Below are 23,201 nucleotides of genomic sequence, written 5' to 3'. Positions count from 1 at the left end.
CCCGCTGCTGGGCCACTCCTCGGCCGCTGCTCGGCCACTCCTGGATCACCCCTCGCCGGAGGTCGCCGACTCCCGCGTGACGGTGCGGGTCACTCCTCGGCGGAGTCCGTCTGCTTCTTGCGGAGGAAGAAGACCGCCGCCCCGCCGATCACCACGAACCCAATCGCCACCCCCGCGATCATCGGCGTGGCATTGGAGCTGCCCGTGTCGGCCAAGTCGAGTCCGTCTTCGCCGCCGAGCGGGGCGTCACCGGCCGTGGCGGGGCTGGGCCGGTTCTGGGGCTGGTCCATGGTGCCGGTGCCCAAGGCACCCGAGGTCTTGCAGTCCAGGACGCCCTTGAAGTTCTTCTCGAAGCCGTCGGGTCCCTCGATGGTGAAGTCGTACGCCTGGTCCTCCTGGACCGGGATAGTCACCGTCCGGGACTGGCCGGCGCCGACGGTGTGCTTGGAGCCCATCAGCTCGAAGACGTACGGCTCGTCGCCCTTGTTGGCTGCGGTGATGTCCACGCCGCTCCTGGCGCAGTTCTTACGGGCCGTCAGCGCGGGGATCGGGCCCTTCTTCGCCCAGGTGGCGGTGGCCGCGGCGGAGACGGTGGACACGCTGGAGCCGGCCAGGATCTGGGTCTGGCTCTGGGTGGCCCCCGCAAAAGCCCGCCCGACCGGGACCGAGGTGGTGGCCTGCACGGTCAGCGAGGTCGAGCCGTCGGCCGCGTCGGCCGGGACGTCGAAGTACAGCTCGCTGCCGTTGACGACGGTAGTGAGGGGCTTGCCGTTCTTGCCGACGACCCTGACGCCGTCACCTGCTGCGTCGGCGGGCGGGGTCACGGTGACGCGGCCCACGCCGGTACGGACCTTGATGGGGCCGACCTTCTCGCCGGGCTTGCCGGAGACCGCGCTCGGCTCCAGGGTCAGCGACGCCCTGGGCTCGGAGCCGCCGCGCGCGCCGCGCTCCAGGAAGTCGGCGAGCTTCTCCGCCCTGGGGTCGAGCGCGTCGACCTTGACGTGGTCGGAGTAGCGCCAAATCGCGACCTGAGTGCCGGCCGCGGCGGTCTGCTCGGTGAGCGAGGCGACCCCGGCCTTCTCGGCCAGCGCGCTCAGGTCGTCCACCTGGGGATAGGAGTGGTCCAGAATCCAGCGGATCTTGCCCGCGTCGCGGTTGCTGCCGAGCGACGTCTGGTCCCAGGAACTCTCCAGGTACTTCGCCTGCTCCTGGGTCGCCCGGTGGATGTCGATGCAGTACGTCTTGAGCTTGCCGCCGCCGTCGACAGTCATCTCGAAGAGGCCGGCAGGTATCTGCTGAACTTGGTCACCCGTACGTATGACGGCCTTGTCGTAGGTCTTCAGACCGTCGAGGGTGGCCACCGCGCCGCCCTGGTGCTGTGGAGTCTCGTCCGCGGCGGCGGGCCCCGCGGTGACCATCGCCCCCGCCGCGACGAGGCCCGTGGCCACGAGCGCGGCGGCGAGACGGCCGGAGCTCCGCCTCCGTACAGAAAGCGCAGAAAACACAGAATTCCCCTTCGGGCGAGGCTCTTTCGCATGGTGGCGCGAGTGTGGGGAGTGCCTCGCCGGCAGACTCAAGTGCCCCGTGAGTATCCGGGAATCCTAAGGACGCGCAGAACGACAGCCCCCTGTCATGGCGTCACATGGCCATTCCGAATCGGAATCGTTATCGCCAAACCCCCTCTGAGCTGGGGATGTCGATAAATCACCGTTCGAATAGGCCGTGTTGTGGCGGCATCGGGCCTGCCCCGCCCGGAACATCGGCATCGCGCAGATCCCCACACCACCCACACCACTCGAACCAGCCGAACCAGCACCAGCACCAGCACCAGCACCAGCACCAGCACCAGCACCACAACTACCCGCGCCACCCACCCACACCACACCACACCACCCACCCCCCACGTCCCGGAGATTTCCCCACCCTCGGAGCCTCAGCCCACCGACGTCTTCGCACGCTCCGTCAGCAGCGAATCCCCCTTCACCACGCGTCTGAAGGCCGATGTCCCCCGTGTGATGTCATGCCCGACCGCCAGCGCGTCGATGTCCGCGGAGAACCGGCGCTGCCCGTCCCGCTCCTCGTCGCGGACCCTCAACCGGCCGTGCACCAGGAGCGGTTCGCCGACCGAGACCGAACCGGCCAGGTTCATCGCGAGCGAGCGCCGCGCCCACACCGTGTAGAAGCTGGAGTGTCCGTCCGACCAGCTCTCCTTCTGCCGGTCCCAGTACCGCGGTGTCACGGCGAGCCGGAATCTGGCCACCCCGCCCGCCGCCGAATCCCGGTAGTCCACGCTCGTCGCGGCATTACCCACCAGCGTCACCCAGGTCTCGCTCATACCAACCACCCCCGTCCGTCATCGGCGATCCGTCATCCGTCATCAGACATCGGACATCGGACATCGGACATCCGTCATGAGTCGTCGCCGTTGTTCCGCTCTCATGCGTTGCGTTCTGTTCTCATGCTGGACCGGACGGGGCGAGCCTGCCGAAGCCTGTGGACTACCGGCCGGTTGTGGACAACCCGGTCACCGCCACGTACTGCTCGCGCACCTCGCGGTAGCGCAGCAGCTCCGCCGAGACCGGGTCGAGCACCCGCGCCCGCCCGCTCCCGGCCGCCGCGTCCCGCAGCCGCCGCTCAGCCTCCTGCCCGTACCGGCGCGCCGGCCCTCTGGCCGCCACCCCGCACGACCACTCCACGACGGGCCCGCCGACAACGCCGGCCAGCATGACCAGGAACGGCGGCAGCAGGCCGGGCTCCAGGGCGCCGACGATCTGCCCCACCAGCCACAGCCCGCCGTAGATCTGAAGCAGCGTCATCGACGCCTGCGCCAGCACCGCGGCGGGCCACCAGCCCGGCCGGGGCGGCCTGCCCTGCGGCACCCCGGCCGTCACCGCCAGCGCGTCCAACTCCTCGGGCAGCCCGGCTGCCCCGCGCACCGCGGACTCCCGTACTGCCTGCGCCCACGGCGCGGGCAGCCCGGCCGCCGCTTCGTCCGCCACCGTGCGGACGGCCAGCTCGACACGCTGTCTGGCGGTGACCTCTTCCTCCTCCGCGGCCTCGCCGGACACGGATTCCGTACTCATCGGGTCGCGCCTGGCCTCGTACCAGCGCCACAGCCGCAGCCACGGCGTCCCGCACGCCCGCCCCGCGTTCCTGCGCCACTCGCGCTCCGCCGCCTCGCCCACGGCCGCCGCTCCCACCGCCTCCGCGAGCCGGTCGGTGAACTCCTCGCGCGCCCCCTCCCCCAGCTCGGGCCGCTGCCCGTCGGCCACATAGACGGGGCGCAGCCCGGCCGCCGCCGCGTCCACATCGGCGGACATACGGCGCCCGGCGGCCCCGCGCTCCTGCACGAACTGCCCGAGCATCTCGCGCAGTTCACCGACGCCCTCGCCGGTCAGGGCCGATAGCGAGAGCACCGTGGCGCCGGGCTCGCCGTGTTCGCCGAGCGCCATGCCGTCCTCGTCGAGGAGTCTGCGCAGATCGTCGAGTACCTGGTCGGCGGCGTCACCCGGCAGCCGGTCCACCTGGTTGAGCACCACAAAGGTGATCTCCGCATGGCCGGCCAGCGGCCGCAGATAGCGCTCGTGCAACACCGCGTCCGCATACTTCTCCGGGTCGACGACCCAGATCACCGCGTCGACCAGCTTGAGCACCCGGTCGACCTGGTCACGGTGCGCGGTCATCGCCGAATCGTGGTCGGGCAGGTCGACGAGGACCAGCCCGCGCATCGCCTCGTCGGGCTCACCCAGCTTCAGGGGCCTGCGGCGCAGCCGTCCCGGGATGCCGAGCCGGTCGAGCAGCCCGGCCGCGCCGTCCGTCCAACTGCACGCGATGGGCGCCGATGTCGTCGGCCGGCGCAGCCCCGTCTCGGAGATGGACACCCCGGCGAGGTTGTTGAAGAGCGTCGACTTGCCGCTGCCGGTGGCGCCCGCGATGGCGACGACGGTGTGCTGGCCGGACAGCCCCTGCCGGGCCGCCGCCTCGTCGAGTACGCGCCCCGCCTCGGCGAGGGTCCTGCCGTCGAGGCGGGTACGGGAGAGGCCCACGAGTTCCCGCAGCGCGTCGAGTCGTCCGCGCAGCTCACGGCTGTACGTGCCGCCGCGCGGGAGGTCGTCGTACGACTCGTCCACAGGGCGCACGGCTTCATCCTGCGCGCCCTCGACTTCCGCCGTGCGCCCGGCGGAACGTCGGGCGATCAGCCCGTCGTCCCAGCGCCCCACACCACGGCCCTCCGTACGATCCATCCGGTCTGTCTGATCACCGACCACCTCGGTCATGCGGATCACTTCTCCTTCTGCAGTAGGGAAAGCGCGGCGATCAGGTCGGCCTGCGGTTCCGGGGTCACTTCGAGGGCGTCGAGGGGCGCGAGCCGCCGGTCGCGTTCGGCGTTGAGTACGCGGTCGATGCACGCGGCGAGCAGCTCCTCGCCCTTGTCGCGCAGCCGCAGCGCGGCGATCACCCCGATCCGCTCGGCCAGCCGCTCACCCGCGCCGCGCGCCCGGCGACCGCCGAGCAGGCCGGCCGAGAGCAGTGCGGCCACGGTCTCGGAGTCCGGCGCGGCCGGCCGGTCCAGGTCCCGTGACTCCTCCTCGGCGAGTTCCTCCAGCACCCGGCGCCAGCGTCGCGCGGCCATGCCGATGCGCTCGCCCGCCTCCCGGTCCGGCACATCGAGCGCCACGGCGTCCGCGGCGGGCTCGCGGCGCCACGCCTCGGCCACATGCTCGTCGGCGGCGGCCACGGCGCACTGCAGCAGCGCGGTGAGGCTCTCGACGAGCGAGTCGAGAAGTTCACCCGGGCTGCTGTCCAGCGGATGGCCGCGCCAACGGGTGAGCGCGTCCCCGGACAGCACCGCGCCGCGCTGGAGCCGTCGGCGTACCCGCGCACCCTCCTTCTCGTACGCGTTCTCGACCGCAGCGGTGAGCCGTACGGAGGCCGCGTACTGCGCGGCCACCGCCCCGGCGAGTCCGGGCACCCGGGCGTCCAGCGAGTCGATGACCCCGGTCGCCGTGCGGCTCATGGCCTGCTGCCTGGCCGCCGGGTCCTGCGCCCGGTGCGTCAGCCAGGCCCGCAGGGGCGCGACGGCGGTGGAGGGCAACAGCCCCGAGCCGCCGCCCGCCGATTCGGGCAGCTCGGGGATGGTGAACCGCGGCACCTCGCCGAGGCCTGCCTTGGCCAGCAGCGCGCCGTACTGGCGTGACACCTCGGCGACGACCTGGTGAGGCACCCGATCGAGGACGGTGACAAGGGTGGCGTCGTACTCCTTGGCGGTACGCAGCAGATGCCACGGCACGGCGTCGGCGTACCGCGAGGCGGTCGTCACCATCACCCACACATCGGCGGCGCAGATGAGTTCGGCGGCCAGTACGCGATTTCCTGCGACCAGCGAGTCGATGTCGGGCGCGTCGAGCAGCGCGAGCCCGCGCGGCAAGGTCTCCGCGGTCTCGACCCGCAGGGCGTTCCCGTCGTCCTCGGTCTGTACCCCCTCTGTGGCCGCGTCTTCCTGTTGCGACTGCGGTTGTGGTTGCCACACGCGCGTGAGCTGCGGAAGTACGCGCAGTCCCGCGAACCAGTGGTGATCGTCGGGGTGGCACACCAGCACGGGTGTCCGCGTGGTGGGCCGCAACACCCCGGCCGCGCTGACCCGCCTCCCCACAAGGGAGTTGACGAGCGTCGACTTGCCCGCGCCGGTGGATCCACCAATGACAACGAGCAGTGGCGCTTCGGGCTGTCTCAGCCGGGGCACCAAATAGTCGTCGAGCTGCGCAAGCAACTCGACCTGTGTCTGCCGTGCGCGCGGAGCCCCCGGAAGGGGGAGCGGGAGGCGCACGGCGGCGACACGGTCGCGCAGGGCGGAAAGTGCGTCGATCAACTGAGGCCGTGCGTCCAAGGTCACCACATGCGAAGAATGCCCAATTTTAGTTGGTTTTTGAAGCCTATGGGCCCTCTGCGCGCCGATTGGGACACAGGGACAGACGGGACGAGTGGGGCGCAGGCATAACGAGTGCACAACGCCCGGGGCGCCAGAGGCCAAAAGCGCTGCGGGATTCGTACTCGCCTGCGATTATCGGGATCGCTTCACCGAACCTCCACATCGTGCCACGCAGGCGAAGCAACCGGGCCAAGGTGATCGGAGCCCTATCCTTGACCCCGGCAAGGTCAAGGTCCCACCCAGTCGGGGCCCAGGCCACCGAGGCCGCGATCCGGCCCCCGTAGCTCAGTGGATAGAGCAGGCGCCTTCTAAGCGCTTGGCCGCAGGTTCGAGTCCTGCCGGGGGCACACATTCCTTGCACCATCAGCCCTCTCTTCGAGAGGGCTTTTTCGCTGGTCAGAGTGGGTGCGCCACCCGACACCCGGACGCCAGACTGCGCCCCCGTGATCGCGGGGGCGGTCCGGCTGCGTCCGACTGTCACCGGGTTTCTGCGGGTGGCCGGGTCGATTGCGGGTCGACGTTTCGGTGGCGGTCCTACTCGTCCGCCGACGGGTGCCGTACCTCCTCCTCGTCCTCGATGCGCTTCTGGAGATCCTTGGTCTGCCCCGAAATGCACCGGGCGTAGGTGGACAGCAGCACCGGCACGCTGTTGCCCGCCCACTCAGCGACCTGTGCCGGAGGAACGCCGTTGTTGAGCCACTTCGTCAGGCAGGTGTGTCGCAAGTCGTAGACGCGTCGGCCCAGCGGCGAGGCGTACTCGTGTGGAGCAAGGCACTTGAGCCGGGCGGTGCGCCACGCCCGGCGGATGACCGACCCGGCGAGCATCTCGCCCTTCTCTCCGGGGAACAGCAGGTCGTCCGGCTTGAGGCCCGCCGCCGCGACGTGCTCGCGGAGAATCTTCGTCAGAGCGGGGCGCAACGGCACCGGGCGCGTGTCCTCGACTGCACGCCCCTTCAAGCCCCGCTTCTCGTGCACGCCACCGGCGTCGGTCCACTGCTTCCCGACTTCCGGCTGAGCGGAGTGGAGCAGCAGCTCACCCCACTGGTCGGCGTCTCCTTCCCCAGGCAGGTACACGTCCTGCACACGTAGCGCCACGGCTTCCTCGGGGCGAGGCCCGGCGTAGTAGATCGTGGCGAAGAACGCATGGAGCCGACGGCCACCGCGAGGGCGGTGCCATACCCACCTGAGCAGGGCCCCGGCCTGCTCGGGGTTGAGCAGCGACCTCTTATCGACGGCGAGTGACGTCTTCGGAGCGGTTCCCTTGCCTTTGGGGAGAGGGTTCGTACGCAGTACCTGACGCTTCACCGCGTACTCCAGGACCACGTTCATGATCCGGCGATAGCGCTTGACCGATGATGCCGCCGACGCCGTGCCGTCCAGCTTCGTGGACAGTGCATGGACGACGTCGTCCACCTTGGCCGGGTCCTCCCAAGCCGCCATGCTGAGCGAGTTGCGCTCAATCCACTTGAGGACGGCCGCGACTTCGGGTGGCGCGTCACTGCGGCGCTTGGTGTTGAAGGCCCACTCCCGCAGCGCCGTGCGTACATCCTCGGGCTTGAAGTCGCTCGGCTCGGAGCGCAGCAGAGCGACGGTCGCTGTCATGAGCGCCTTGGCGGTGTTCTTCCGACTGTTCCCGGCGGTGCGACGCCACTGCATGTCACAGAACTGGACAGCGAAGTCGTACCAGGTGACTGCGCTCGCGCCAGAACGGTACGCAACCGGCAATGCGGTCGCGCAATCGAACGCCTCACCTCGGCGGGTGGCGCTGACGAGATCGGAGCGGAATGCATCGGCGAGAGCGTAGGTGTCGAACGGCCGACGCTTCCGCGCGCCATCGACGGCCCACCGCACGATGTACGTGGTCTTCCGCTGCCCTCGATAAGTCATGATCTTGTGCACTCTGACGTTGTATGTCGTGTCCATCAGGCAGCGTCCTCATGGTCGTTGAGCCAGTTCTCCAAGTCCGTGCGGCGGACGCGGATGTCGCCGTTCGGGAGCTTGATGCAGCGGGGAGCGCGGTTCTTGGCGCGCCAGTCGTAGAAGGTCGAACGGGAGATCTGGAGTTCTTCACAGACCTCGGGGAGCTTGAGCATCTGGGCGCGTGCCACGGCGGTAACTCCTTCTTGCAACACAGGCGGGGGAGTCGCCACAGAAACCACGAAATACACAGAAAGCCGGGGTCGGTGCTCTGACCTGCAAGAACAGGGCCCCGGGCAGGGTCGGTCGGGCTGTCACAGAAATGGCGGGAAGTCCCACAGAAATAAGCGGGCCGGGGTGGGCTCCTATTTGTGTGGGACTTCTTCGGGTTTCTGTGGCGGCAGCCTCCGCGCCGCCCCTGACCTCGTTTGTGCAGGTCAGGGGCGGCGCAGGGTTATTTCTGTGATTCTGTGGTTTCTGTGGCGGGGGTCAGACGGCCGGTTCGCTCAACTGGGGGTGGATGAGGTAGCGCGGTGACGGCGGCCGGCCACGTCCTCCGGCGCGGTGAACGGGCTGTGCCCGGATGTATCCGTGGTCTTCGAGCAGGTTCAGCGCCGGGTCGAGATCCGCGACGGTGGGGAACTCGGAGCGGGAGAGCTTGGTCATGACGTCGCGCTTGCTGACCTCGGTCCACTCGTTGTCGCGCAGCAGCTCGTAGACCGTGCGGGCCCGGTTGGCGGTGTGGTCGGCGCCCATGAGGTCGAAGACCACCAGGGCGTGGCCGGTGAAGTAGTCCGAGAGCTTGACCGCGTCGCGCATGGTGTCGGCGGTGATGGGCTGGGTGTACCCGTTCTCGGTGTGGGTGGCCAGGTGCAGCAGCCCTGCGAGGCGGCAGGTCGCGCCGCCCAGTTTCGCGGCCCAGTTCCTGATGTGCCCGAGGTCTCCGCCCCGCTTGCGCAGCCGCGGTTCCTGTCGCCGCTCGTAGGCGGCCAGCGCTTGATTCGCCTCCGGGGTGAGCTGGAGTACGGCCGGGTCGGTCCAGCCCGCGAGGGACATCGTCAGCGCGGTGACGCGTTGTTCGTAGACGTCGGCCACGTCCTCGGAGAGGGGCTCGGGGAGTACTTCCCGATAGCCCACGAGGTCTTCGGGCAGCGAGTAGAGGAACCGCGCCAGCAGCCCCCGGTCCCCTGCTCCTTTGATGCGGCTGATGTCTTCCAGGACAGAGGGCTGCACGGTCTGCCCCATGGTCAGGGCAGGGGATTCGATGAACTCCTCCCTGCCCCGGCGGTCGACGCGCAGCCGGTCGCCTGCCTGCCCTTTGAGGAAGACTTCCATGTTGGGGGTGCCGGAGTAGCGCCCGGCGATGATGTCGAAGATGCCGCCCTCCGCCGACATGACGGAGAGCCTGCCGCCCTGCTCGGCCAGCAGTGAGGCGATGACCTCCGGGGTCGCGTCGTCGGCCAGCAGACGGGGCTTGGTGGGCACGGTGATGCCTTCGGCGGTCTGCGCGAGGCTGATGGCCTCAGCTACGAGCTGATCGCGCTTATCGGCGTCCGCACGGGCTGCCTTGGTCGCTGCGTTGTCCGCGACTTCCCTGGCGAGTTTCGCGGTGAGTTCGGCCTCGATGATGGCGCCGGCCGATTGGGCGGCCAGCAGCGCTTCGGACTTGTAGAGCGGGTCGGTCATCAGGGAGAACACCGCCGATTTCCGGCTGCCCGGGGGCAGCGCCATGACCACGAACACGTTGGTGGGCTCCCGCCACCGGCCCCGGACGTGGACCACGGCGCGGCCTCCGGCGGCGGTCGACAGGACCGCGAGAGCGAGCGAGGCCGCCGCGTCCACGGACGTCTGCGTCTCCTCTGCCACGCCGCGCACGAAGTCTCCGAGCCAGGGCGGGAAGATTTCCGTGGGGAAGGCGGGCAGTTCGCGCCGGGCGGTGAGCGGGATCGGCTCCTCCCACACGGGCTTGAGCGGCTCGGGCGGTTCCAGGCTGGACAGTCCGGCCCACAGGTCCGTGCTGTCCACAGGCTGTGTGGGCATGACGTCTCCCTCGTTCGTCGGCGGGGTTTCGGTGAAGCAGCCGCAGCCGCCCCAGTCAGTGGCCAGCGCCTCCTTGTCGGCGTCACCGCTGGTGATGCGGGCGCGCAGTTCGACGAGCGGAAGCGGGCGGGTGACGCCTCCGGTGCGGTCACGCAGGATCGCCACGTTCTTGCCCAGGTGGTTGCGCAGGCGCTGTTCCTGGCGTTCTTCCTCAGCGAAGCGGGCCGGGTTGGTCTCGTGGAGCAGCGCCCATTGAGCCTGGCCCCCGCGTACGCAGGCGCCACCGCAGTTGTTGTGCGGGAAGCCCTGCGCGTACAGGCGCGGCGGTTGCAGCCCCACCCCTTCGGCCTCGCGGATCAGGTCGTCCTTGTCCAGGTACGGCGGCTCGCACAGCGGGGCGAGAGCCGTCCAGGGCTGGTAGGCGTTTTGGATCGCGGGGAGCCTGTGGGTCTCGGTCCAGTCGATGCCGACGTAGACAGCGGTCTGCGTGGGGTCGGTGTGCTTCTCCAGCCATTGACGGCAGGGAATCTGTTTGAGGACTTCGCTGCACGGCGCGATGCGGGAGTTGCCGATCATCCGCCGGTCTGTGAAGACCTCCCACGGCGTGCGGCCATCGGCCACCCGCACCAGACGCGCCCCAAGCTGGGCTGCCGCATCGCGCAGGAACCGGTACAGGTCCGGATCTTCGACCTTGGTGTCAGCAAAGAGCAGCACCGTTTCATCCGGGCCGTGGCGGTCGATGACCCGCTTCGCGGTGGCCCATGAGCCGATCCCGCCGCTCATCATCACCACATGGCGAACCGGGGCACTCATGGTGTCCTCCGATCCATCTGCGGGTCAGGGCGAACAGCAGAGAGGACGCCTTCGGCGACGGCCTTCAGCGCGCCACTGCCGTCCGGAGCGCGGGACGGTTCGGCGGGGTTGGCCCCGGTGGGTCGGGAGGTGGTGCCTTCCAAGCGGGGACGGGGAGGGGTGTTCATGCCGTCTCCCGGGGCTGGGCGCCGCGGAGGGAGCTGTCCAGGGCGCTGCGGATCGTGTAGCGGCACTCGGCAGCGGTGAGTCCCCGCTCCTCCCCCGCCGCTTGGAAGGCCTGCTCAACCTCGTGGCGGGGGATGTCGCCCCATGCGACGAAGCGCCCCACCTTGAAGGCGCACCGATTGAGCGTGTTGTTCGCCTGCCTGGCCGGTGCGGTGCGGACCCGGTCGCATTCCCGCTCCAACGCGGCCCCGGCCGCTCGGCTGCCACTGACAGCCGGGAATGGCAACGGCGTTGCCCTGACCGGCGTTGGGGGCTGGAGCAGCCGCAGCAGCCACCCCGGCAACTCGGCTACGGGCGACGTGTCGAGGACCTCGTACGCGCTGCCCTGCACGACGCTGCCCGGGGCCACGACGTAACCGCCCCACGCCCGGGTGTCGACCAGCGGCGCGAGCTTGCCCGCGCTGTTGCCCAGCCGCACCGTGGCGGGGGCGGTGAAGTACAGGTGCCTGCCGCCGCTCGCAGTCCGGGCGCGGAAGGTGGTGGGGACGGGCTGCCCGGCGCGCTCGCAGAGCGCCTTAAAGGTCGTCACGCCGCAAGGCGTGTCCGCACTGTCCTTGTCCTTGGGCATATCGAGGTCGACCACGACGAGCCCGGCGGGGCCGGTGGCGAGGCCGACGTTGAACGGTCGCCTCTCCCAGGCGGTGCGGATGCGTGCGGGGTTGGTGGTGGCGCGCTGCTCCCACTTGCGGTGCCCACCGGCGCACACGCCGGTACGGGGGCAGGACGCCTCCTTGTGGAGGGCGGGGCGCTTGTCGCCCGGACGGAGGGGGAAGACGGGCCAGCCGTGCTCAGCGGCGGCCAGGGCGGCGCGCAGCAGCGCGGGGGCAGGGGTTGGTGTCATGCTGGTGGTCTCCTGTTTCTGCGAAGGGACGGGGGAGCCGGGGCGGTCGCGGTCTTTGGAGAGAGAGCGACCGCCCCGGGCACAGCTACAGGTCGTCGTCCGGGTCGTCGTTCATCGGGCCGCAGTAGCCGAGCGGGTTGGTGGCGCAGTGGGCGCGTTCCAGGGCTTCGTTCATGGCCCTCGCGTGCTGCTCCGCTTCGTGCAGGGCCGCCACCGCGGCTTCGGTGTGCTGGGTCGGCGTGCCGTGGTCGGCGGTGAGGTGCCCGGCGTGGTGGAGGTCGGCCAGGGCCATGGCGATCTGGTCGAAGGACTGCGGGAGCCGGTGCGCGAGCGACTCGAACCCGCCGATGGCCCGGCACATCTGCCCGGGGTAGGCGAGTCCGGGGTTCCCGTGCCGGGTGGGCAGGGTGGCCCGGTTGAAGGAACGGACCGCTTCGGCCCCGTTCTGCGGGTAGCGGGTGGGGTCGGTCTTGTGGGTGCTCATGGGTGGAGTCCTTTCGAGGGGTTAGAAGGGCGGTTCGTCGCTGAAGCCCGTACGGCTGCGGGTGGTGCGGCGCGGGCGCCGCCGGGGCAGCGGCAGCAGGACCCACTTCAGGTCTTCGTTCCAGCAGCAGCAGGGCTCCCAGTCCGAGCCCTCGTACTCGCCGGTGTCGTGGTGCCCGTAGGGGTGCTCGATGTCTCCGAGGCCGCCGCAGTGACGGCAGTCGGGGCGGGGGGTGTCGGTCAGAATCAGGGCCGATCGGGGCGAGGTGATGCGCTGGATGCGCAGGCGAACGTTCACGCGGACTTCCCTTCGGTGGCGGGCAGTTGGGGCAGGCCCGCGCCTGTGAGGGCTTTCGGGTCGTAGCCGGGCAGGGTGGCGCGGGTGATGAGGGCGGTGGCGAGCTGCTCGGCATAGGCCGCACCGGAGCGGGCGACTTCGATCTGTGCCCCGGCGCGGAGGGCTTCGACGCGTTCGATGTGGCCGTGTTCCTCGCGCCGTTCGCTCAGGTGCTGGTGGTGCGCGACGTCGGCGCGGCGGTCGGTGCGCCAGTGCCGGGCGGCCATGCCGTAGGCGAGGGTGGTGGCCAGCGCCCACAGCAGCAGCGGCAGCGAGATCCCATCGGCGTATCCGGCGATGCCGGACAGGGCGAGGCTCCCGGAGACGGCGTACCCGGTGGCGGCCAGTGGTGCGTTGCCGGTGCGGGAGAGCGAAGCGCCGGCCGCAGCAGCTCCGGCGGCGAGGACGACCATCAACGCGGCGTTGCCCACGGAGTGTTCGGCGCCATTCGCGTTCCAGATCCTGCCGAGGATGAGCACGGTCGTGGTGGCCACGGCCGGGGCCGCTTTGGGGGCGGCGAGGGTGAGCCAGTGGCGGGCGACGATCGGTTCGTTCATCACGGGTCTCTCCTCTACATCTCGGGGATGGCGTTGATGAGGGCGGTGGTGAGTTCGTTGACCGGTCCGGCGGCGCCGGTGGAGGCGAGGAAGAAGCCGAACATCACGGCGATGAACGCGGACCCGAAGCCGAGGGACTTGCCGCGCAGCAGGAAGAACAGGACGAGTCCGAACAGGGCCACGAGCGAGACGGTGACGGCCATGGGGGTTATCCCTTCGAGGTGGGCTTGAAGGCGGGCTTCTTGGGGGTGTCGGTGCCGTCGCGGTAGAGGCGCAGCCAGATGTTGTAGAGGTGGCGGCCGACGCGTATGCGCTTGCGTTCGCCTCGGCAGCGGCGGCAGGTCTTGCCGGGGCGGAGCTGTCCGCGCCGGTTCTTCTTGAGCGCGTAGCCGAAGCCCTTGCACTTGCGGCAGTCCCCGAACGGGCTGCTCGCACACAGGCTGACGTAACTGAGAGTGACGGTGAGTAGGCAGGCGCTAGCAAGGAGGACGGGGGTCATGGGGTGCCTTCCGGGCGGGGTTTCCGGCGTTTGAGCAGGTGGGGTGCTAGGTGCGAGGTTGCTGATCAGACCCGGTTTGGGGTGCTAGCGGGGGTGCTAGACCTAGCAGCGATGGCTGCTAGGTCTAGCAGCGCGTCACGTCAGCCCTCGGACCGCTTTCCGTCACGCACGGTGATTGCGGTGGTGATGTCGGTGCGGGCGATGCCCCGGCGGGTGGTGCCCTTCCCGGCGGCGGTGCTGCCCCATACGTCCTGGGCGGTGACGCCGTGCGGCTTGAGGTTGGAGGTGACCGTCTCGCCCTTCCACCCGCCGTAGACCTCGGGGCGGAGCGTGGCGAGGCGGGTGGCGATCTTCTCGTTCCACGCCTTGTCCTCATCGGTCGGCACGACCTTGAGGATGTCGGCCAGCAGGTCGAAGGTGGCCTCTCCGCTCTCCGGTTCCTGGCCGATGGCGTGGCCGGTGACGTTGCCGTATTCCTCGCGCATCGTGCGGGCACGGGCCACGACCTGTTCGGCTCCGAGCGCGTCGACGAACGCGGAAGCGACGATGCGCGGTTCATCACCTTCACCGGCCATCCAGCAGATGCCCAGGTCGCTCCGGGAGAACATGGTGGCCCGGTATCCGGCCTTGTAGGCGCCGGTACTGAGGACCATGTCGTTGGCGGTGTGGCCCATGACCTTCAGGCAGAACCGCAGCACTGCGTTGTTGGAGATGCCCGGGGGCAGCGACTTGGCGTCGGGTCGCTGGGTGGCGAACATGCCGACGATGCCCAGGGCCGGACCGCGCTTGGCGATGTCGGTGGAGATCTCCTCGATCTCCGCCCCGTGCTTGGCGTGCTCGAACGACTTCTGGCACTCGTCCAGGCTCACGACGATCGGGTGCAGGCCAAGGGACTTGTCATTGGCCAGCTCGGGCGTGACCTTCGATTCCGGGCAGCGTGAGCGCGGCAGGGACTTGATGACCTTCGCCCGCCTGCGCAGTTCCGCCTTCAGCTCCCGCAGGGATTCCAGGACGTAGAGGATGTCCTCGTCCTCCTCCCCTGCCCGATAGCGGTGGCAGACCGGCTCCAGTGCGCCGAAGTCGCCGGTGCCCTTGAGGTCGAACGCGTACAGCTGCGCACGCGGGTCGAGTGCGGCGATCAGCAGAAACAGCCGCATGAGGAACGTCTTGCCCATGCGCGGGATGGAGCCGACCACCACACTGGCGAACATCAGGGTTACAGCGACGTCGCCCATGCGCTGGTCGTTGCCGAAGACCACCGGCTTGAACAAGTCCACCTGCCCCGTCTTCAGCAGCGGCCAGGCGGGTTTGGTGGTCTCATTCATGGGCTTGTCGCCCACCCACAGGATCAGCCGCCCCTCATGCTCGGTCGGGTCGGATGAGGGCCACACGCAGCCGACCTTGCGCCGCAGACCAGAGGCGAGCGGCTTGCGCTCCTCCATGATGTCCTCGGGGGTGACACCCCAGGGAAGGTCCAGGTCAGCGCGGTATCCGGGCCCGTCGCGGGTGATCTCGGAAGTGAACCGCATCCCGTTCATGTCGCCGCCCTTTTTGATGGCGGCCGTCAGCTTCGGGTTGCCGATGTTGTCCAGAGCCCGCAGCACGATCGATCCGGTGAGCTTCTGGAGTTCGGTCTTCAGCACCGCCGGGCCGATCACGGGGTGATCCTGCGGGGAGCCCCGGAAACCGGCGAACAGGACCGCAGCCGACGCCAGGACCGCGAGCCAGGCCGGGGCCATCACGTACATGGTGAGCGCGAATCCGGCGCCGAAGACCACGCCCACGAGGGTGATGAACGTCCGCAGCCGCACCCGGCTGTCACGCTGCCGCGTGAGCTTGAGGTACTCGGCCGTGTTCTCGTGGAACACCTCGTAGGCCCGCAGCGGGGCCGCTTCCGCGTCCCACATCCACCGGTTCGTCTCGCGCACCAGCCGGGACGCTCCCCGCGGGGCGTTCAAGCCCAGTTGCAGCGCGTACCAGGGGGTGCGGATGCCGTGGTAGCCGGTGGCGTAGAACGCGTTGCTCGCGGCGCGCTGGGTGGTGGAGACGAACCCCGGCTTCGAGGTGAGCCAGCTCGGCAGGATCGGCTGCCGCTTGTAGGTCGTGACGCCCGGCGCGGGCAGATCGGGCGAGTCGACGGGGCGCGCTTTGGGCGACTCCTCGTCGTCGTCCGGTTCGGCCGGCGGGGCGGAAACCGGTGCTGCGGCCGGTGCGGGTACCGGGGTCTCGGTGGTGGGGCGTTTGGTGGTGATGTCGAAGACTTCGGCATCTACACGCTCGGGTGCTTCGGACTGGTCAGTGACGTGGATGTCAGACACGGTGGGCCTGCTCCCTCATGACGAGTGGGGTTGGAAGGGGCCCGGACGGCGCTTTGGTAGGCGAGCCGTCCGGGCCCCGCTGAGCGGAAGCGGGGCGGGTCAGAGCTGGTTGGGCTCCAGGGCGAAGAACATGACGTTGGCGGTCGCCAGCTCGGGGTTCTGCCGGGCGATGTCGTCCTTGATGGCCTTGAACGTGTCGTGGCGGGTGAAGCCCGTATGCGGGGTGAAGGTCCCGGACGCGGTCATGGCCATTCGGCCGGGCAGTTCGAGGGTCATCACCCAGTGGTGCGAGCCCTGCGACGCGGCAGCGGTGGTGGTCTTTTCGGTCTGCGTGGACACGGTGAATCTCCCTCGGAGGTGGGGTGCTCAGGCGGCGCACTGTTCTTCGGGGTAAGCGCAGGCCACGCACATGCCGAGCGAGGCCGGGATGCGGTATCCGGCATCGGTGCGGCACTCGGGGCAGACCTGCTGTGCGGCGTTCGCTTTGGCGAGCGCAGCCCATTTGGCCGGCGTCATCGGGCGGACCGTCTTGGCCAGGTCGATGCGGTAGAGGTAGGCGACGCGGATGGGGCTGGTGCCCTTGCGCCAGTAGCGGCGCGAGTACCAAAGGACCTGAGCGGCGACGTCCTGACCGCCGGGCCGTAGCTCCTGCGAGCGGAGCTGACGGCGAGTTGCCATCCCCTCCGGAGCCATCCGCCACGGAAAGGTAGGGACGCCGTACCGGGTGCCTTCCGGGTCGTAGAAGCGGCTGGCCATTACGCGGCCGTCGCTTCAGCAGCGTCGTCCGGTGCGGCGCGCTCGGTCTTGAGCGCCTCGCGCAGGGTGCGGCCGTTGGCGGACGACGTACGGACCGCCTTGCGGATCGCCTCGGCTGTCAGCTCGCCATCCGACCAGTCGGCTGTGACCGATCGAGCCTCGGCAAGGAGTTCGTTCGGGGTGCGGGTCGGTCGGGGTGTGCGAGCCGCCTGCGGTACCCGACCGGTCGCCCGACGCGGAGCGGACTCCGCAGCAGCGAACGCCTTCACCGGAGCCGCCTCAGCGGGCTCGACCGGCTCGACTACCGGCACGGACTCAACCGCCTGATCCGGCTCGATCACCGGTAGCGGGTCGGCCGACTCGGGGGCCGGGAGTTCGGCAACCGCAGGCTGTGCCTCGGGGGTCGACTCGTGCAGGTCAGGCCCCAACCGATTTGTTGTGAGGTGATCTGATTCATCCCGATCTGCGATCAGGGCTGCTCGGTGGTGCAGCACCTTCGCCACCAGGTCCGAGCCAAAGAAAATCGACCCGACCGGAAGCGACGTAGCCAGCAGCACCAGCACCCAGTTGGCAGGGTCCCAGTCGGCCAACTGCATCCGCTGCCCACCGCCGTGCAGTTCGGGAACCAGCCCGTGCACGTAGTTGAGGACCAGGGAAGCGGCCGTGTAACCGGCCAGCACCCACAGCGCGAAATCCTTGTCCTTGCCGGTGAGCACGAGCGTGGCGACCAGCGCGAGCGCCATCAACCCATCGACGACGAACGGGTAGAGCAGTGCGGCCGTACCGTCCGCGCCAACCGTCCGGGCCACATCGTGCTGCGCGTTCCACGAGACCCGGAAAGCCATCCCGACCACACCAACCAGAGCAGCGACCAGCAGGCTTTTGGAGAAGCGGTTCATGCCGCTTCCTCCATCCCGGCGGAACGGCCGGCGGCGCGAGCTGCGCGCAGAAACGGCACGGTGCGGGTGAGTGCGTCGGCGTACAGCGCGTCCCACGCGGCGACCTCGTCGCCGCCCTCACCAAGTTCGACCAGGTCCGCGATGACCTCGCGGGCCACTGTCTCGCGGGCTTCCCGCTCCTCCGGAGACTCGAAGGTGAGCGGGCCGCGAAACAGGACGCGGTCAAGGCCCATGGGCAGTTCGTCAAAGCCGAGGGCCAGCTCTTCGAACTCGATCGGATTCAGCACCTGGTGACTACCGATGTATGTACGCATGTCGATCTCTCCTGAGAGCGAAGGGACGGAGAAACCGGGCGTGGTCGCGGTCTTGGAGAGAGACGACCAGCCCGGCGGGGAAGTCCGGACCGGTAAAGGGGTCCGGTAGTGCCCCGGCCGGGAGTCGAACCCGGCCTTGCGACCATCGGGGCGGTAGTGCGAGACGAGCAGGGGAGGTAACCGGCCACAGCGCCGAAGCGCTCGCGGTGTGGTTGAACGTGCGCGGATCTCCTGTTCGCACGGCGCTGCTCGGTCCGGGGAGTGCCGAAATCCCGGAGTTCGTCGCAGCAACAAGGTGGGCCGTGCGGTTCTTTTGAGTCGGTGGCGTGTCCCCCTACGGGGTGTGGGACCCGGTTGTGACGGGGGTCCGGTCTCGGCCGACTGGTCTCCACTCGCCATCGGCCGGTGTGCTCACGGCCGTCTCGCTGCGGTGGATCACGCTGTTGAGTTTTCGACCGGTATGCAGTCCGAGGACCGCGAACCGATGCGGTACCTGTATTAGAGGTACTGCATGAGGGTTCCGTCAAGTAGCTAGCGGAACTTCTTGCTTTCGCGCCGGGACTCCCTGGCGCACCATCAGAATCTCTCCAGGTCAGGGGCGTTGGTTACCCCACCCATGGACACGTTGGTTCGATCTGGCTACCGTCAAGAGCTCCCAAGAAGTCCCACCGGGGGTGGAGATGCCCAACGAACGCTTACGCTCGGCGCTCTTGGCTCAGGGCCTGACCGTGCAGCAACTCGCAGAAGCGATCGAGGTCAACCCGAAGACGGTCGAACGCTGGATCACGCAGGGGAAAGTGCCGTATCGGCGTCACCAGTACGCCACCGCGTCCACGCTGAAAGTCGACGTCACAACGCTGTGGGAAGACGCTCGCGCCGTCGACACTTCGGCGGACCTGAGCCGCGCGGAGATCCTCACCGTCTACCCGCATCGCCACATGGTCCCGGCTGGCTTGTGGCGCGAGATGTACGGGCGCGCATCGCACCACATCGATCTACTTGCCTACGCCGGGCTGTGGATGTCCGAGGACCCGCAGTTCATGGGACTTCTCCGCATGAAGTCGGAGGCCGGGGCGCGGGTCCGCATTCTGCTTGGGGACCCGGGTTGCCCTGCTGTTCAGCAGCGAGGCATAGACGAGGGACACCGCATCATGGACGGGAAGATCCGCAACGCCCTGATGAACTACCGGCCTCTCTTCACCAGCCACCCCGACATCGACTTCCGTCTCCACGACGCGACGCTCTACAACTCACTCTTCCGCGCCGATGACGAGATGTTGGTGAACACGCATGTCTACGGCATCGGCGCGTACCTGGCGCCGGTCCTGCACCTGCGGCGACTCCCCGGCGGCGGTCTCTTCGACACGTACGCGAATAGCATCGAACACACCTGGACCGGCGGTCGCCAGGTCACGGACAACGACATCTCGGGAGCTTGAGCATGGGACGCATCGACTATCTGCACGACCCTGACGCCCCGCCGGCCAACTCGGTTGTGCCGTCCGTCGTTGCGTTCGTGCAGAAAGACACTGGCCAGGTGTTGATGATTCAGCGCTCGGACAACGGACGTTGGGCCCTCCCCGGTGGCGGCCATGACGTTGGCGAATCCATCAGCGACACAGTCGTGCGTGAGGTCTGGGAAGAGACCGGCATCAAGGCCGAAGTCGTCGGGATGTCCGGGATCTACACCGACCCTGGGCACGTGATGCTCTACGACGACGGTGAGGCCCGGCAGCAGTTCAGCATCTGTTTCCGCGCACGGCCAGTCGGCGGCGAGATCCGTACGAGCGACGAGACGACACAGGTCCGCTGGGTGGACCCAGCGGACCTGAAGTCGTACGACGTTCACCCCACGATGCGGCTCCGCATCGAGCACGCGATGGACCAGGGGCGGAGCACTCCCTACATCGGCTGACGCTGGACAGCTGCGAGACGTTCGAGGACGCGCGCCGTGCTGGCCAGGATCTCCGGCTCGGCGCGACGAATGAACGTCCCAATCAGACTGTCAGTCCCGTAGCGACCGGCGATCTCGTTCACCCGATCCACGGGATTCGTCGGCGCTCCGTCGGGAGTTGTATTCATGTCGCAGTAGCAGAGCGCGTCATTGAGGTGGCCGTGCTCGCGCGGAAACTCCTCTTCCAGTTCCTCACGCATGCCGCGCGCCTCCGCTTCCATCCACGCGCAGGAGTGGTGAGCGACGAGACAAACGAGACGCTCATCAGCATGGGCCACATCACGGAGGTACCGAGCGCCGTCCAACGGGTGGAAGCCAGTCTTGGCTAGGTCAGGTGAGTACCCGACGTCATGGAGAACCGCAGCAGCCTCCATCAGGTCCGCGTCGGCACCGAGCATCGGGGCGAGCGAGCGCGCCCGCTCCGCCACTCCTTGCGAATGTGCCCAGCGTCGCGGCAGGGGCTCGGCAAGCAACGACTCAGCGATCGGATAGGCCCAGTCGACCAGTCCTGTGGTGCTCAAGATGGGGAACGCTCCTCTCGACTGGGCAAGGCCCGTACGGTCCGTACCTTGCCCTGCCCACCTTCTGACAGCAGTCCGGCCGCTTCCAGCTTGTCGAGCGCCTTACTGATCGTTGGTCGCGCAACTCCGAACCTAGCGCTCAACGTTGAGGCGCTCGGAACTGCCGCCCCAACCTCTAGCCGCTCATGTTCGATCAGCTCCGCGATCCGGTCGGCCAACGGCCGGCGGTCCTCCGCCTGACCGTCCCGGAGCACTCTCCATCGGGCGCCCGGTACGGGCTCGGCTACCCCTTCCTCGCGCAGTACGCGGAAGGCTCTCAGCGCCACTCCGCGCGAGACGTCGTACTCGCGCATGATGTCGGCCAGTGACGGCAACTCCGTCATGCCCGAATCCTTCTCGATGTCCGCCTTCACTGCCTCAGCGATCTGCAAGAAGGTTCCCCGCGGGCTTGGCTGCGTCGACACTCGCTCTCCTTCTTCCGACGTCCGCCGTTCGTCTCCAGAGTCCCATGCGCCCGGGTGTACGTGGGGGGCCGCCTTGGCTTCTGGACTGACTGGCAGCCCGACCACGACGGCTCGCGGTATCCCTCAGCCGTATCCTGCCCCCACTCTTTTGATCTTCCTCCGGTCGATTGCGGGTCGAAGCGCCGCCAGCGCCGCCGGGAAATCGAAACAAACGCGCAGGTCGCAGGCTTGATCGCGGTGCAGTGTCCGCACGCCTTCTAAGCGCTTGGCCGCAGGTTCGAGTCCTGCCGGGGGCACACACTGGCTCTGACCAGCATCTTCGCTGGTCATCTTGCTTTTCGCGGGCACGCACACCGCACATACGCCACGCGCTTCCGCCGATTCGTGAATCGGCTACGGCCCTGTCACACCGCGCCCCCTCCCACCCGCAGGTGAGAGAGGGCGCCTTCGTGTGTCCGAGGTCAGTCGAGCGGCGTTGCCTGGTGGAGACCGGCGATCGTGTCGATCCGCGCCGCGAGGTCGAAGTCCGCCGCCGTCAGCACGTGGCCCGCGTCGTGCGTCGTGATGGCGAAGCGCACGTGGTCCCACCGCAGATCCATGTCCGCGTGGTGGCCGATCAGCCGCTCCACGTCGGCAACGTGCACGATCAGCGCCACACCACCGTGGTACCGAATGTCGACCGTCCGCGTGATCTCGTTGCCGACCTGCTCCCATGCGGGCAGCTGCTCCAGGCGCTCCGTGATCTCCTGATCATTCAGCGGTACCAGTCCTTGCGCCACGTCTTCCCCTCTCGGTCAATGGGGCCAGCAGCTCGCCGAGCTCCAGGCCGATCGGGGCATCCTGAAGTGCGGGTCATCGAGCATCTGTTGCCCGCGCGCTTGGAGCCCTGTGGCGGCGGCTTCAACGGTGCGCCAACCGCGACGGAGCCGAGCGGCTCTCAGCGCGTCGTTGCGGCCCATGACGTCAGTCTGCGGTGTCATTGCCGGTGCTCCTGGCCGTGGCCGCGACAGCAATTCGGGGCCGCCCCGCCTCATCCCGGCCTGCCAGAACTGCCGCAACCAGGTCGCGGCCGATGCTGCGGCGGCGCTGGCTCGGGAACACACTCGGGCCGAGTCGTGAGCGCCTGCGAGCGGGGCCGCCTACACATCCCCGGCCTCTGCTGGATCCCGAAGCCCGGCACCCCGAGGCGCTGCACCGAGCACGAAGGACACACAAACGCCCACTTCCACACCTACTCGCGCGAGGAGTGGCCGCACTACGAGGGTGAAACGCAATGAGCGCCCAGACGAAGCCACACGGCAGCGCGCACATCACCGGCGTGTGCCGCATCGGCGAGCACAAGGATTGCCACGGCAACGACGACATCAAGGCCGGCGGCGTTGTCGCGCTCAAGCTCCGCTGCGCGTGCGACTGCCACAAGCCGCTGCCCCGGCCGGTGGCCCGGCGGCGCCGACCGGGGCGCAAGACGCCCGCCCGCTACCGGTTCGGGGTCGTCCCGGTGGCGAGCAGGTCAAGATCCCCAGCTCGGCCCTGGAACTCCGTGAAGGACCCCTCGGGGCTAAACGTAGATTGATTCTTACGTAGAACTGATCTTACTTAACTGCGCCAGAGACAACCAACCCACACCGACGGCCCGTCCGGATGAGCCGTTCGGACGACGTGAGCTGTACGAACGACGTGAGCCGTTCGGACGACCCGAGTGGTGGCCCCCCGCGCGCAAACCTAGCCTTCTGGGAAGCAAAGGGGCATTCCCCCCCTTGGGATCTGGAGGAGTCGCTGTGCGTTCCATAGGTGCCCTACGTGTCGCTGCCACCGCTCTGCTCGGTGTCGCCGCCCTTTCCTTCCCCGTGCCGGTGGCTGTTGCCGAGGACGGGAACAACGACGTCACCTCCTTCGGCTTCACCGTCACCCCCTCGACCATCGCGGCTGGCGGCACCGTCACCCTGAACGCCACCGAATGCCAGGTGCCGACCGTGAAGGTGATGGCGCCGGTCTTCGACGACGTCACGCTGAACGAGGGGAAGCCGGGGACCGCGCAGGTCTACCCGGATGCCAAGCCCGGCGCCCAGTACGACGTGACCTTCGAGTGCAAGGGCGAGAAGGGGACCACGACCCTCACCATCGCCGGGGGCGAGCAGCACACGAACACCAGCACGGGTACGGGGACCGGCGATGTCCACAAGGGCGTCAAGGCCGGTGCGGGCGGTAGTTTCTCCGATGCCGATGGCGATCCCGTGCAGATCGCGGCGGGTTCCGCCGTGCTGGCCGGCGCCCTGGGCTTCGGGGTGTATCTCAGCCGCCGCCGGAGCGGCAACGCCGGTGACAGCGCCTGAG

General features: G+C 68.7%; 26 protein-coding genes and 1 tRNA gene. 6 read left to right on the top strand and 21 right to left on the bottom strand.

The annotated features are described in order from the left end of the window. Positions 1–89 precede the first annotated feature (89 nt). From ABCR94_RS07000 to ABCR94_RS06985, 4 genes are all read right to left on the bottom strand, one after another. Positions 90–1,505, bottom strand: coding sequence for a Cys-Gln thioester bond-forming surface protein (locus tag ABCR94_RS07000; protein ID WP_347118169.1), 1,416 nt, complete (start codon positions 1,503–1,505; stop codon positions 90–92). 428 nt (positions 1,506–1,933) lie between these two features. Continuing rightward, complete coding sequence (locus ABCR94_RS06995; RefSeq protein ID WP_347118168.1) at positions 1,934–2,335, bottom strand: single-stranded DNA-binding protein; 402 nt, start codon at positions 2,333–2,335, stop codon at positions 1,934–1,936. Positions 2,336–2,498: 163 nt separating this feature from the next. Then, positions 2,499–4,277, bottom strand: a complete 1,779-nt coding sequence (locus ABCR94_RS06990; protein WP_347118167.1) for a YfjP family GTPase — start codon at positions 4,275–4,277, stop codon at positions 2,499–2,501. A 5-nt stretch (positions 4,278–4,282) separates the two neighbouring features. Continuing rightward, complete coding sequence (locus ABCR94_RS06985) at positions 4,283–5,887, bottom strand: dynamin family protein (protein ID WP_347118166.1); 1,605 nt, start codon at positions 5,885–5,887, stop codon at positions 4,283–4,285. Between the two features lie 316 nt (positions 5,888–6,203). Here ABCR94_RS06985 and ABCR94_RS06980 point away from each other — a divergent pair. Next, a tRNA-Arg gene (locus tag ABCR94_RS06980) sits at positions 6,204–6,276 on the top strand. Between the two features lie 187 nt (positions 6,277–6,463). Here the strand turns inward: ABCR94_RS06980 and ABCR94_RS06975 are convergent. The 14 genes from ABCR94_RS06975 to ABCR94_RS06910 all read right to left on the bottom strand — a co-directional run bounded on the left by ABCR94_RS06975 (position 6,464) and on the right by ABCR94_RS06910 (position 17,928). Further along, the gene (locus tag ABCR94_RS06975) at positions 6,464–7,852 is read right to left on the bottom strand and encodes a tyrosine-type recombinase/integrase (RefSeq protein WP_347118164.1); all 1,389 of its coding nucleotides are present in this window, start codon (positions 7,850–7,852) and stop codon (positions 6,464–6,466) included. Beyond that, on the bottom strand, positions 7,852–8,022 hold the full coding sequence (locus ABCR94_RS06970) for a helix-turn-helix transcriptional regulator (protein ID WP_347118491.1): 171 nt from the start codon (positions 8,020–8,022) through the stop codon (positions 7,852–7,854). Before ABCR94_RS06970 ends, ABCR94_RS06975 begins: the two co-directional genes overlap by 1 nt. Before the next feature lie 313 nt (positions 8,023–8,335). Continuing rightward, positions 8,336–9,871, bottom strand: coding sequence for a YfjI family protein (locus ABCR94_RS06965; protein ID WP_347118490.1), 1,536 nt, complete (start codon positions 9,869–9,871; stop codon positions 8,336–8,338). A 991-nt stretch (positions 9,872–10,862) separates the two neighbouring features. Continuing rightward, a complete protein-coding gene (locus ABCR94_RS06960; RefSeq protein WP_347118163.1) occupies positions 10,863–11,765 on the bottom strand; it encodes a bifunctional DNA primase/polymerase in 903 nt (300 codons plus the stop codon). A gap of 85 nt (positions 11,766–11,850) precedes the next feature. After that, the gene (locus tag ABCR94_RS06955; RefSeq protein WP_347118162.1) at positions 11,851–12,249 is read right to left on the bottom strand and encodes a hypothetical protein; all 399 of its coding nucleotides are present in this window, start codon (positions 12,247–12,249) and stop codon (positions 11,851–11,853) included. 21 nt (positions 12,250–12,270) lie between these two features. Then, positions 12,271–12,546, bottom strand: a complete 276-nt coding sequence (locus tag ABCR94_RS06950; protein ID WP_347118161.1) for a hypothetical protein — start codon at positions 12,544–12,546, stop codon at positions 12,271–12,273. Continuing rightward, positions 12,543–13,142: a hypothetical protein gene (locus tag ABCR94_RS06945; RefSeq protein WP_347118160.1), complete on the bottom strand. Its 600-nt coding sequence runs from the start codon at positions 13,140–13,142 to the stop codon at positions 12,543–12,545. The genes ABCR94_RS06950 and ABCR94_RS06945 overlap by 4 nt, the downstream gene beginning before the upstream one ends. 14 nt (positions 13,143–13,156) lie before the next feature. Next, positions 13,157–13,345 (bottom strand): hypothetical protein, encoded by a 189-nt coding sequence (locus ABCR94_RS06940; RefSeq protein ID WP_283519488.1) that lies wholly within the window; start codon positions 13,343–13,345, stop codon positions 13,157–13,159. Positions 13,346–13,350: 5 nt separating this feature from the next. Next, positions 13,351–13,641 (bottom strand): hypothetical protein, encoded by a 291-nt coding sequence (locus ABCR94_RS06935; protein WP_347118159.1) that lies wholly within the window; start codon positions 13,639–13,641, stop codon positions 13,351–13,353. A 140-nt stretch (positions 13,642–13,781) separates the two neighbouring features. Further along, a complete protein-coding gene (locus tag ABCR94_RS06930) occupies positions 13,782–15,959 on the bottom strand; it encodes a cell division protein FtsK (protein WP_347118158.1) in 2,178 nt (725 codons plus the stop codon). A gap of 99 nt (positions 15,960–16,058) precedes the next feature. After that, complete coding sequence (locus ABCR94_RS06925; protein ID WP_347118157.1) at positions 16,059–16,298, bottom strand: hypothetical protein; 240 nt, start codon at positions 16,296–16,298, stop codon at positions 16,059–16,061. Between the two features lie 27 nt (positions 16,299–16,325). Continuing rightward, positions 16,326–16,715, bottom strand: a complete 390-nt coding sequence (locus tag ABCR94_RS06920; protein ID WP_347118156.1) for an RRQRL motif-containing zinc-binding protein — start codon at positions 16,713–16,715, stop codon at positions 16,326–16,328. Then, a complete protein-coding gene (locus tag ABCR94_RS06915) occupies positions 16,715–17,614 on the bottom strand; it encodes a DUF2637 domain-containing protein (RefSeq protein ID WP_347118155.1) in 900 nt (299 codons plus the stop codon). Before ABCR94_RS06915 ends, ABCR94_RS06920 begins: the two co-directional genes overlap by 1 nt. Further along, complete coding sequence (locus ABCR94_RS06910; protein ID WP_347118151.1) at positions 17,611–17,928, bottom strand: hypothetical protein; 318 nt, start codon at positions 17,926–17,928, stop codon at positions 17,611–17,613. Before ABCR94_RS06910 ends, ABCR94_RS06915 begins: the two co-directional genes overlap by 4 nt. A gap of 680 nt (positions 17,929–18,608) precedes the next feature. Between ABCR94_RS06910 and ABCR94_RS06905 the strand changes: the two genes are divergently transcribed. Further along, positions 18,609–19,367, top strand: a complete 759-nt coding sequence (locus tag ABCR94_RS06905) for a helix-turn-helix domain-containing protein (protein WP_347118489.1) — start codon at positions 18,609–18,611, stop codon at positions 19,365–19,367. Between the two features lie 2 nt (positions 19,368–19,369). After that, a complete protein-coding gene (locus ABCR94_RS06900) occupies positions 19,370–19,843 on the top strand; it encodes an NUDIX domain-containing protein (RefSeq protein WP_347118150.1) in 474 nt (157 codons plus the stop codon). Here the strand turns inward: ABCR94_RS06900 and ABCR94_RS06895 are convergent. Both ABCR94_RS06895 and ABCR94_RS06890 read right to left on the bottom strand, forming a co-directional pair. Then, positions 19,831–20,403: an HD domain-containing protein gene (locus ABCR94_RS06895; RefSeq protein ID WP_347118149.1), complete on the bottom strand. Its 573-nt coding sequence runs from the start codon at positions 20,401–20,403 to the stop codon at positions 19,831–19,833. The two genes, ABCR94_RS06900 and ABCR94_RS06895, sit on opposite strands and share 13 nt — an antisense overlap. Then, on the bottom strand, positions 20,400–20,657 hold the full coding sequence (locus tag ABCR94_RS06890) for a GntR family transcriptional regulator (protein WP_347118488.1): 258 nt from the start codon (positions 20,655–20,657) through the stop codon (positions 20,400–20,402). The genes ABCR94_RS06895 and ABCR94_RS06890 overlap by 4 nt, the downstream gene beginning before the upstream one ends. Here ABCR94_RS06890 and ABCR94_RS06885 point away from each other — a divergent pair. Beyond that, positions 20,589–20,771 (top strand): hypothetical protein, encoded by a 183-nt coding sequence (locus ABCR94_RS06885; RefSeq protein ID WP_347118509.1) that lies wholly within the window; start codon positions 20,589–20,591, stop codon positions 20,769–20,771. The two genes, ABCR94_RS06890 and ABCR94_RS06885, sit on opposite strands and share 69 nt — an antisense overlap. Before the next feature lie 557 nt (positions 20,772–21,328). Here the strand turns inward: ABCR94_RS06885 and ABCR94_RS06880 are convergent. Beyond that, on the bottom strand, positions 21,329–21,646 hold the full coding sequence (locus ABCR94_RS06880) for a 4a-hydroxytetrahydrobiopterin dehydratase (protein ID WP_347118148.1): 318 nt from the start codon (positions 21,644–21,646) through the stop codon (positions 21,329–21,331). A 494-nt stretch (positions 21,647–22,140) separates the two neighbouring features. Here ABCR94_RS06880 and ABCR94_RS06875 point away from each other — a divergent pair, with 494 nt between their 5' ends. Together ABCR94_RS06875 and ABCR94_RS06870 are read left to right on the top strand one after the other, a co-directional pair. After that, a complete protein-coding gene (locus ABCR94_RS06875; protein WP_347118147.1) occupies positions 22,141–22,440 on the top strand; it encodes a hypothetical protein in 300 nt (99 codons plus the stop codon). A gap of 205 nt (positions 22,441–22,645) precedes the next feature. Beyond that, positions 22,646–23,200, top strand: a complete 555-nt coding sequence (locus tag ABCR94_RS06870; protein ID WP_347118146.1) for a hypothetical protein — start codon at positions 22,646–22,648, stop codon at positions 23,198–23,200. Position 23,201: the final 1 nt, after the last annotated feature.

Source organism: Streptomyces changchenzhani (assembly GCF_039766235.1).
In the GTDB taxonomy this organism is placed as follows: Bacteria; Actinomycetota; Actinomycetes; order Streptomycetales; family Streptomycetaceae; genus Streptomyces.
Note: the sequence above shows the minus strand (reverse complement) of the source record. Positions and strands in the feature narration are given on the sequence as shown.

What these genes read in the sequence shown, in the direction of transcription:
- ABCR94_RS06995 (WP_347118168.1), bottom strand. Translation starts at nt 2,335, where the DNA reads ATGAGCGAGACCTGGGTGACGCTGGTGGGTAATGCCGCGACGAGCGTG.
- ABCR94_RS06990 (WP_347118167.1), bottom strand. Translation starts at nt 4,277, where the DNA reads ATGACCGAGGTGGTCGGTGATCAGACAGACCGGATGGATCGTACGGAG.
- ABCR94_RS06975 (WP_347118164.1), bottom strand. Translation starts at nt 7,852, where the DNA reads ATGGACACGACATACAACGTCAGAGTGCACAAGATCATGACTTATCGA.
- ABCR94_RS06970 (WP_347118491.1), bottom strand. Translation starts at nt 8,022, where the DNA reads ATGCTCAAGCTCCCCGAGGTCTGTGAAGAACTCCAGATCTCCCGTTCG.
- ABCR94_RS06960 (WP_347118163.1), bottom strand. Translation starts at nt 11,765, where the DNA reads ATGACACCAACCCCTGCCCCCGCGCTGCTGCGCGCCGCCCTGGCCGCC.
- ABCR94_RS06955 (WP_347118162.1), bottom strand. Translation starts at nt 12,249, where the DNA reads ATGAGCACCCACAAGACCGACCCCACCCGCTACCCGCAGAACGGGGCC.
- ABCR94_RS06945 (WP_347118160.1), bottom strand. Translation starts at nt 13,142, where the DNA reads ATGAACGAACCGATCGTCGCCCGCCACTGGCTCACCCTCGCCGCCCCC.
- ABCR94_RS06940 (WP_283519488.1), bottom strand. Translation starts at nt 13,345, where the DNA reads ATGGCCGTCACCGTCTCGCTCGTGGCCCTGTTCGGACTCGTCCTGTTC.
- ABCR94_RS06935 (WP_347118159.1), bottom strand. Translation starts at nt 13,641, where the DNA reads ATGACCCCCGTCCTCCTTGCTAGCGCCTGCCTACTCACCGTCACTCTC.
- ABCR94_RS06920 (WP_347118156.1), bottom strand. Translation starts at nt 16,715, where the DNA reads ATGGCCAGCCGCTTCTACGACCCGGAAGGCACCCGGTACGGCGTCCCT.
- ABCR94_RS06915 (WP_347118155.1), bottom strand. Translation starts at nt 17,614, where the DNA reads ATGAACCGCTTCTCCAAAAGCCTGCTGGTCGCTGCTCTGGTTGGTGTG.
- ABCR94_RS06910 (WP_347118151.1), bottom strand. Translation starts at nt 17,928, where the DNA reads ATGCGTACATACATCGGTAGTCACCAGGTGCTGAATCCGATCGAGTTC.
- ABCR94_RS06905 (WP_347118489.1), top strand. Translation starts at nt 18,609, where the DNA reads ATGCCCAACGAACGCTTACGCTCGGCGCTCTTGGCTCAGGGCCTGACC.
- ABCR94_RS06900 (WP_347118150.1), top strand. Translation starts at nt 19,370, where the DNA reads ATGGGACGCATCGACTATCTGCACGACCCTGACGCCCCGCCGGCCAAC.
- ABCR94_RS06885 (WP_347118509.1), top strand. Translation starts at nt 20,589, where the DNA reads ATGTTCGATCAGCTCCGCGATCCGGTCGGCCAACGGCCGGCGGTCCTC.
- ABCR94_RS06875 (WP_347118147.1), top strand. Translation starts at nt 22,141, where the DNA reads ATGAGCGCCCAGACGAAGCCACACGGCAGCGCGCACATCACCGGCGTG.